Origin of the sequence: Stenotrophomonas sp. UBA7606, from assembly GCF_002477705.1 — a bacterium.
In the GTDB taxonomy this organism is placed as follows: Bacteria; Pseudomonadota; Gammaproteobacteria; order Xanthomonadales; family Xanthomonadaceae; genus Stenotrophomonas.
This window is the reverse complement of record NZ_DLJW01000084.1, coordinates 40,592-49,640: the sequence shown is the minus strand read 5'-3', so window position 1 is coordinate 49,640 and position 9,049 is coordinate 40,592. Positions and strand designations below refer to the sequence as shown.

5 protein-coding genes are annotated in these 9,049 nt (G+C 63.8%); 2 read left to right on the top strand and 3 right to left on the bottom strand.

Features of this window, described 5'->3' with window-relative positions; all coding sequences use genetic code 11:
* The 3 genes from B2527_RS10730 to B2527_RS10720 form a co-directional block, all read right to left on the bottom strand.
* Nucleotides 1-2,471: hypothetical protein (locus B2527_RS10730; protein WP_293711804.1), on the bottom strand; the 2,471-nt coding region annotated here is incomplete at its 3' end.
* 329 nt (nt 2,472-2,800) lie between these two features.
* Nucleotides 2,801-3,532, bottom strand: coding sequence for a winged helix-turn-helix domain-containing protein (locus B2527_RS10725; RefSeq protein ID WP_293711801.1), 732 nt, complete (start codon nt 3,530-3,532; stop codon nt 2,801-2,803).
* A 149-nt stretch (nt 3,533-3,681) separates the two neighbouring features.
* Nucleotides 3,682-5,826 (bottom strand): S46 family peptidase, encoded by a 2,145-nt coding sequence (locus tag B2527_RS10720; RefSeq protein ID WP_293711798.1) that lies wholly within the window; start codon nt 5,824-5,826, stop codon nt 3,682-3,684.
* 155 nt (nt 5,827-5,981) lie between these two features.
* On the opposite strand from B2527_RS10720, the gene B2527_RS10715 reads away from it, so the two are divergent.
* Nucleotides 5,982-7,667 (top strand): Hsp70 family protein, encoded by a 1,686-nt coding sequence (locus B2527_RS10715; RefSeq protein ID WP_293711794.1) that lies wholly within the window; start codon nt 5,982-5,984, stop codon nt 7,665-7,667.
* Complete coding sequence (locus B2527_RS10710; protein ID WP_293711792.1) at nt 7,664-9,046, top strand: hypothetical protein; 1,383 nt, start codon at nt 7,664-7,666, stop codon at nt 9,044-9,046. The genes B2527_RS10715 and B2527_RS10710 overlap by 4 nt, the downstream gene beginning before the upstream one ends.
* Nucleotides 9,047-9,049 lie beyond the last annotated feature (3 nt).

The following is a 9,049-nucleotide window of genomic DNA, read 5'->3' as shown; positions in this document are numbered from 1 at the left end:
GCCACCGCCGCGTGCTTGGCTACCGTGAAGCTGGCAGCCGTGTTGACCGTGGTGATGTCAGTGGTAGTACAGCGTGACGCTGCCGGACATGCGGTGTCACCACCACCGCCAACGTTGGCAGTGTTGGTCACCCTATTGGCCGTGCCCAGTGCGACAGCCACGGTAAGCGCGATGCTCGGCGCCGAACCGCCAACCGCAATTGCGGCTGACTGCGTACAAGTCACCGTCAAGCCCGCTGCACTGCATGCCCAACCAGCACCGGATGCCGAAACAAAGCTGAGCCCGGTGGGAAGCGTGTCAGTCACCGTAACCATGCCGCTCGTCGCAGCCGTTCCGTTGTTGCTGACGGTCAGCGTATAGATACCGGCCACGCCAGGAATGAAGTCCCCCACGTGGCTCTTGGCGATGGACAGCTTAGGCGCGCCGACAACCGGCGTCGTAACGGTATTGCTGTTGCAGGCAGCGCTGCTTGTACAGCTGCTGCCGCCACCAGAGACGGCCGCGGTATTGGTGACCGAGGTCCCGACCAGACTGACGTCAGCGGTTACCGGAATGGTCCATTGCTTCGTCCCGCCTGGCGCCAATACACCGATGTACGTACATGTCACGGTGCCCCCGACGGAGGCGCATTCGGAGGGCATGACACCTGCCGTCAGCCCAACGGGCAAGACGTCGACGACTTCGATCGAACCTGTCGTGGCCAGGTCTCCGGTATTGGTTACCGTCAGGGTATAACTGCCCTCTACCCCCTCGACGAAGCTGGCGGGCGAAGCGGTCTTGGTCAACGCCAGTACCGGCGACAGTATCTGGGTCGTCGCGTTGGCGGTATTGTTCGCACGCTTCGTGCTGGGCTCGCCCACCGTCGTATCGGTAGTCGCCAGGGAAACGGTTGCGGTGTTGGTCACCGATTTCTTGATGGCAGGCGCGGTTACTTTTATGACAATCTCAACCGCCGCCCCGGGCGGCAGGCTCGCAATCGAGCCGCTGGCCGTCTTTCCGCTTGCAACGTGGTTGGTGCCACATAGTGCGCCGCCGAGGACTACACGGCATGTCACAGCGCCAGCAACAAGGTCGGCGAATTCCGTTGGCAATGTATCGAGGTAGGTGGCGGCAGTGGCGGCATGCGTACCGATGTTCTCGATCTTCAATACATAGTCGAACGGCTTGCCCGCCTCCACCGTCGGTGGCGCGCTTTTTGTGATCGCCAGATCAACGATGCGGGGGGTGTTGGTGATCGTGCAGGCGACGTTATCGCCTTTGTTCTGCAGGTCGATTGTCGGTGGAGAGCTTGGCTCGTAGGCACCCGTCGGCAACGGCGTGCTGCTGCCTACATTCGTGTTGGTACAACTGATGGTTTTGTCGTACTGCGCCAACGTGGACGAACCACCCGCTATCGATTCCTTCAGCGTGATCGTGTTACCAGGCATTACTGCCTGCGCCGTGACATAGCTCAGCGCACCACTGGCGCCGGCTGCGCTGGTCGCCGTGTCCATCTGCGAGCCCTTGATGTTGATCGTCTCGTACCTGAAGCGATCAGCGGTATCGAGCAATCCAGCAATCTGCTTGCGCAGCTTCACACCACCCCAACGCAGGCCAAATGCGAAGCCCTGCTTGTTCGTGCCGCTCGTGCGCACCTGTCCCACAACGGTAAACGGACTGACACCGGGCACGCGCGTGGTAGTAAATACCGCCGCATTGGCAGTATCTGCCTTGCCGACCAGGCGACGACAATCAATGGCCCCGAAACCGCCACAGGCGGTGGCGCTGCCTTTATGCGCTTCGATAGACAAATTGTTACTTGGCGATGCCCCCAACCATTCCAGGAGCGACAGTTCGCTGCCCCCTGATTGCACGCCAAAGTCGAGGTTCTCGCCCGTGTTGCTGGATTCACCGTCAGCCATGATCAGTTCGTAGGCATGATCGACCAACGAACCGTTAGGGGTGAAAAGGCGGATGTTTTCCAGTTTTACACTGGTGGTATTGGCGGATGTCCCCGGCGTATAGAGGACGGCCCTGTTGGGCGTATAGATTGTGTAGTAGCCGGTTGAGCCACTGAACTGGGACCCGGACCAGCTTGGCGCCTGGGCAGCGGACAATCCGCCACCCGAGCTACCCGAAACCACCACATTGACCTGCATCGTGGATCCATCGGGCAGATCAAAAGTTAGCGGTGTAGAGCCGTTCGCGGTAAAACTCACACCATCAAGCTGCAGCCAACAAATCTCCGAGACGTGATCGCCCTTGGAGTTCGGGTTGGCCATTGCACACTTGTTGTTTGCTGCGGCGGTGTCGATAGCTATCAACCCCGACCCTGCCAGCACAAGCGGCATCAACATTGTCGTGAGGCCGCAAGAAGTCAGCACAGATGCAAACTTGGCAAACAACTGCGAAAACCCTCGCTTGAACGTGGGTGCTTTGACGCCCCGGTTTCGCACGGGGGAAGTGCACTGCTGCTGGATTTCGTTGTTCACCGGGTGAGCCTCTGCAAACGCTGCGCACACGGGCCGCCACTAGTGGCAGCCCGGATCATTTCATTGAGTTCGCGGTCCGCCCCAAAAACGGAATCCGCATTCAGCACCGTCAGGTGCGCGTGATGGCCGCGATTCTTACGGCGCCCTCACGCCTATTCAGTTCCACCAAGTGACAAACGCTCTCATTTGCTTGCAGCGCAACTTGGCAGCAGATTTCATCACGGTCTTATCACACTGATTTCACGGGTTATTCACAAAACTATCCACAGGCCACACCTGAACGGGCGGCCTTCAAGTCCATGAATCCAAGCTAAATAAAAAAGTGTGAACTACAGCGTCAGGCGGTAGCCAGCGCCGCGGATTGCGCGGATGGGCAGGGTGCATTGGGTGCCGGACTTCACCCGGTTGCGCAGCCTGTGGACAAGTACCTCGATCCGGTGCGGATCGAAATTCCAGGGCTGGTCGGTCAGGACGGCGATCAGGCTCTCACGTGCCACCGTCTCAGTAGGGTTTGAAAAAACAAGCTGCAGAAATGCCCGTTCTGCCTCGGTCAGCGCCAACACCTGGTTGCTGGGCGCCCGCAGGTCCCAGCCATCGGATTCCAGCGCCCAGCCACTGTTGGCCGGCTCGACAGCCCTGTTGGCCTCCTGCACCTGGGCCGGCTCACCCGGCAGGCGCCTGCGCAGGCTGTACAGCTTTGCTGCCAGCAGATCGGGATCGGTGCGCTGCGACAGGCAGATATCGGCACCGGCCCACAGTCCGTGGCTGATAGCCTGGGGGTTTTCCCCGTCAACCAGCAGGACGATGCCCAGATCCTCACGGCGGCGCAGGTGTTCCAGCGTCACTGCCAGGCTGTCTTCCGCATAGGCGACATCAATGAGAACGATGTCGCAGGGCACGATGGCCAGTTCGCGGTACAGCGACTGCAGATTGTCCAATGCATGAACCTGGGCACCGTAGTGCTCCAGCGGCAACACCACGTCCAGCTTGCCAACGATCCATATCCGCAACGGCTGCAATGCCGAGGCACCGCCAAAAGGCGGCGCCGTATTCAGATGCATTTGTGATGCCACACACGCTCCTGGACAGAGGCTTGATAGCCTTCGTGTGTCCAGAATTCTAGCTCAGCGTAATGTCAGTTATCGAAGTAATGAGGTACAGGTAATTTCTGAACGCGACGGGCGCCACGTTTGTGACGCCCGTCCCCTGTTCATTCTGCCGGCACACCCATTTCCTGCAGCAGTGCCGGTGCCGGATACACCTTGGCCAGCAGCCAGCGCAGGTAGCGCATATCCACGTGCACGGCACGCTTGTAGCGCGGGTCGAACCACCAGCTGGCGCTGACCGACTCCCAGTTGGAATCGAAGTTGAGGCCGATCAGCTCGCCCTTGGCATTGAGCACCGGCGAGCCTGAGTTGCCGCCGGTGGTATCCAGATTGGTCAGGAAATTGACCGTCTGGGTGCTGAGCACCGGGTCGGCGGTGCTGCCGAAGTCGCCCTTGGCGATCGCGGCCAACAGCGGCTTGGGCGCGTCGAACGGCACGGTATTGGTGTTCTTCTCGACGATGCCGGCCACGGTGGTCACCGGCGCGTAGCTGACCGCGTCGCGCGGGTGCAGTGCCTCGACCTTGCCGTAACTGATGCGCAGGGTGCTGTTGGCGTCCGGGTAGACCGCCCGGCCCTGGCTGGCCCGCCAGGCAAACAGCGCCTGCATGTAGGACGGCCGCAGGCGCAGCTGCTCGCCCTCGCGTGCCTTGCTCTCGCGTTCGGCGTTGAGCTGGGCCATTACCAGGGCCGAGGCCACCGAGACCAGCGGATCGGCCTCGATGAAGCCGCCCTTGCGTGCGGCCTCGAAGCGCGACAGGCGCTGCGCCTCGTCGCCCAGCCTGGTCTGTGCGTACAGTTCATCCAGATGCTTGGCCAGCTCGGCCGGGGTGCGCCCGAACAGATTGTCGTAATGCGCATCACGCTGCGCGTCGGGCAGCTGCTGGTAGCGGGTCAGCAGCGCGGTCAACAGCGCCTTTTCCACCGCCGGGTCGTAGCGGCGCTGCACCTGCTTGAGCACGCCTTCGATCAAGGCCTGGTCGCGCTGCTGGTAGCCGGCTTCGCGCTCGGCATCGGGCTTGAGCGACTCCACGCGCAGGCGCTCCAGCAGCAAGGCCGAGCGCAGCAGCTGGGTCTGGCTGGACATCAGCCCGATCAGGAACTCGCTGCTGCCGGCTTCGCGGTCTGCAGCCAGCGAGGCGAACAAGGCATCGATATCGGCCTTGTACTTGCCGTCGGCGCTGGCCAGCATGGCCTGCTCGTCCTGTGCGCGCTGGCTCTTGGCGTCGCTGCGCAGCAGGCCTTCCAGTTCACCGGCGGCGCGCTTGCGGTTGTTCTTCAGCGACTGCAGCTGCGAGGCATAGCGGGTGCGGGCATCGGCATTGCCCTTGCCCTGCGCCTCGATCACGTCGATCAGCTGCTGGAACACCTCGACCCGGCGCGGCAGCACGGTGTCGATCTGGCTGGCGAATTCGTCGGCAGTACGCAGCCGGTAGGTGATGCCCGGGTAGCCGGCCAGCATCGCGTAATCGCCTTCCTTCGGGCCTTCCAGCGACATCTTCAGGTGTGCCGGCGGGTGGTAGGGCACGTTGTCCTTGCTGTACGGCGCCGGCTTGCCGTCCTTGCCCACGTAGGCACGCAGCAGGGTGAAATCACCGGTGTGGCGCGGCCACATGAAGTTGTCGATTTCATCGCCGTAGTTGCCGATGGCGCGCGGCGGTGCATAGACCAGGCGGATGTCGGTCAGCTCCAGCTGGCGGATGCGGTAGAAATCGCTGCCGTAATACATGTTGGCCACCGAGCAGCGCACGCCGCCCTCGGCCTCGCAGTCGGCGACGATGCGCTTGCGCGCACTCTCGACCGCGTCGTAGTAGTCACGCCCGGTCTTGCCACGGGCGTCCTTGAGGACGTCATCGGTGACCTTGTCGAAGCCCACCGTCACCAGCACCCGGTAATCCGGGTTGGCGGCGCGCTCGTCGTCGCGGCCCTGGGCGATGAAGCCGTCGTCGATATAGTTGTGCTCCTTGCTGGCGTTGTACTGGATGACGCCATAGGCCACGTGGTGGTTGGTCAGCAGCAGACCCTCGTCGGAGACGAACGAACCGGTACCACCGCCCACCCGCACCACCGCGCTGAGCGGTGGCGCGGTGACATCGGCCAGCTGCTTCGGGTCACCCTTGAAGCCGGCTTCCTTCAACGTCCTGGCCAGTTCCGGCAGCTGCGTGGGCATCCACATGCCCTCGTTGGCGTGGGCGGCAGCAGCCAGGCTCATGCCCAGCGCCAGCGCGGCGGTAAGCGGTTTGCGCGTCATCGGAACTCCAGCGGATTACAGAACAGCCGCCGACAGTAGCCGCCCCGTCCGGGGCCGGCAACCGCCGGCAGTCATGTGCGCATCCTCGGCAAGATCGCACGCGCGCCGCGCGCATGCCTACAATCGGTGCAACAACCAGGACTGGGGCGTCACGGATGATTGTCGGCATCGATTTGGGCACCACGCATTCATTGATTGGCATGTATGGCGCCGACGGCCCGGTACTGTTTCCCAACCCGCATGGGCAGGTGCTCACGCCGTCGGTGGTCAGCGTTGCCAATGGGGCGGTGCTGGTGGGGCAGGCGGCGCGTGATCGACTGGTCAGCCACCCCGGTGAAAGCGTCGCCCATTTCAAGCGCTGGATGGGCAGCGACCGCGAAACCCGGCTGGGCCCGCATCGGTTCCGCCCGGAAGAGCTTTCCGCGCTGGTGCTGCGCGCTCTGTTGGCAGATGCCGAAGCCGCGTTGGGGCACAAGGTGGAGGAGGCCATCATCAGCGTGCCGGCCTACTTCTCCGATGCGCAGCGCAAGGCCACCCGTGCGGCCGGGGAGTTGGCCGGCATCCGCGTCGAACGACTGATCAACGAGCCCACCGCCGCTGCACTGGCCTATGGCCTGCAGCAGCAGGACAAGGAGGGCCGTATTCTGGTGCTGGACCTGGGCGGTGGCACTTTCGACGTTTCCATCCTGGAGCTGTTCGACGGTGTCATCGAAGTCCACGCCAGCGCCGGTGACAACTTCCTGGGCGGCGAGGATTTCCTGGCGGTGCTCAGCCAGGCCTGCTGCCACGATCTCGGGCTGGAGCTCGACAAGCTGGAACGTTCCGATCGCGCCCGCCTGCAGCAGCACCTGGAGCAGCTCAAACGCGAACTGAGCAGCCGTGGCGATGCCAACCTCGCGCTGACACTGGCCGGCCGCGAACTGCAGTGGTCGATCAACGAAAGCCGCTACGCGCAGCTGTGCGAGCCCTTGCTGCAGCGCATGCGCCTGCCCATTGAGCGTGCCATCCGCGACGCCCGGCTGGACCACCAGACCCTGGGCGACATCGTGCTGGTCGGCGGTGCCGCACGCATGCCGATGATTGCGCGCCTGGTGACCCGCATGTTCGGCCTCCTGCCCTTGCGCCACATCGACCCGGACCAGGCCATCGCGCTGGGGGCCGCCGTTGCGGCCGGCATGAAGGCACGCGACAGCGCCCTGGACGAAGTGGTGCTGACCGATGTCTGCCCCTACACCCTGGGTACCCAGGTCTCGCGTATCGGCCCGGATGGCAGGGAGCGTAGCGGCTATTTCCACCCCATCATCCATCGCAACAGCGTGGTGCCCATCAGCCGTGAAGACCAGTTGTTTCCGCTCACCGCCGAACAGGCGTTCCTGCTGATCGATGTCTACCAGGGCGAGAGCCCAACCGTGGACAAGAACATCCGCCTGGGTGAGCTGAAGGTGCCATTGGCGGCGGCCGGTGGTACCCAGCGTTCGGTCACGCTGCGCTTCACCTATGACGTGGACGGCATCCTGCAGGTGGAGGTGACCGAGGATGCCACCGGCAAGCACTACGAGCTGGTCCTTGAACAGAACCCCGGGGTGCTGTCACCGGCGCAGATCCGTCAACGCCTGCAGGCGCTGGACGCATTGAAGGTGCACCCGCGTGAGCAGCAGGCCAACCTGGCATTGGTTGCGCGCACCGAGCGCCTGTACGCCGAACATGTGATGCACCGTGACCAGCTGCAGGGCTGGTTGCTGCAGTTCCAGCAATGTCTGGAAAGCCAGGACCTGCACCGCATCGAACGGCACCGCGAAGAGCTGGGCCGCGCCCTGGACGAACTGGAGCAGGTGCTGTGAGCTGGGCGTTGGAGTTGCTGGAGCTGGATGCCAGTGCCGATGAGCGCGCCATCAAGCGGGCCTATGCGCGCTTGTTGCGCAGCAACCGGCCCGATGACGACGCCGAAGCCTTCCAGCAGCTGCATGCGGCCTACCAGACGGCGCTGGCGTGGTATCGCGAACGCCAACACCAGCAGCAGCCGGACAGCCACCACCAAGAGGCCTTGGCCGCCCACGCACCTGCATTCACACCTGCAGCCGTCGCCACGGATGCGCCTGCGGCCATCGCGCTTCACGTGGATGCACCGTCCCTGCACGAGGACCTGTTGCCACTTGCAACGCTGCCGCAGCACATCGCCAGCGCAGCCAGCCATCTGGACGAGGACGGCTTTGCCCAGTGGCTGCAACAGCGCCCGGAACTCTGGTCGCTGTCTGCCAAACAGTGCATTGCGCGCCCTTTGGCCGAACTGCTTTTCAATGCCCCCGATATCGCAATTGGCACGGACAACTTCGAGCAGATCACCGAGGCCTTCGGTTGGAACCAGGTGGATGGCCCCATCGATGCCTACGCCCTGCTGCGCCTGCGCGAGCAGCTGCATGCACGCTGGCTGGCAGACGAAGCCAATGAACTGGCGCTGCTGGCCGAGCTGCGCCGCGTGGGCCCCGCCGGCGTTACCCTGCCCGAGGTACGCAAGCGCCGGCGCCTGCTGACCCGGCCCTGGCGACCTGCGCAGGCACTGTTCTCCGCCCTGGATCCCTCACGCGTCACCGCCATGAAGAGCACCCTGCAGGTGCTGGTGCCAGACGAGGTGGTACAGCCTCCTGTGCAACTCGAACAAGTGCGCTTCTGGGACGACGTGGCACGCGAAGACCGGCTGACCCGCAATCGCCTGAAGCTGGGCCTGCTGCGCGGCGTGCTGGCTGGCTGCCTGTGGTTGCTGCTGCCATTGGCGGTCTACCTGGTGGAAGCCGCCAAGCCCGACAAGCCCACGCCCGACCCTGCCCCGCTGCTGGCGCTGGGCGCGGGCGGCTTCGTGCTTATCCTGGCCCTGGGCATCGGCTGGCTGCCATGGAAACTGGGCCTGCAATGGCTGGTGGCACCCACCCGGCGCAGCACCGCCATCCCACTGGCGGCGGTGTTGGCACTGGCACTGATCCGGTTCACCGACTACAACCTGGTCGGCAGCTTTCTGGCCGCAGGCACGCTGTGGCTGAGCTTCACGGTGACCTTCCGCAACCAGCCCAACGTGGTCCGCTATGCGCCGTTGCTGCTGTTCGCGGTGTACCTGGCAGCCTCGGCGCTGCCAACACTGAAGGCCCCGTACGGCCAGCTCAGCGCCTTCCTGGCAGCGGCACTGTCAGCACTGGACAGCTGGCGCGAACGCCGCACCAGCCGCTGATCC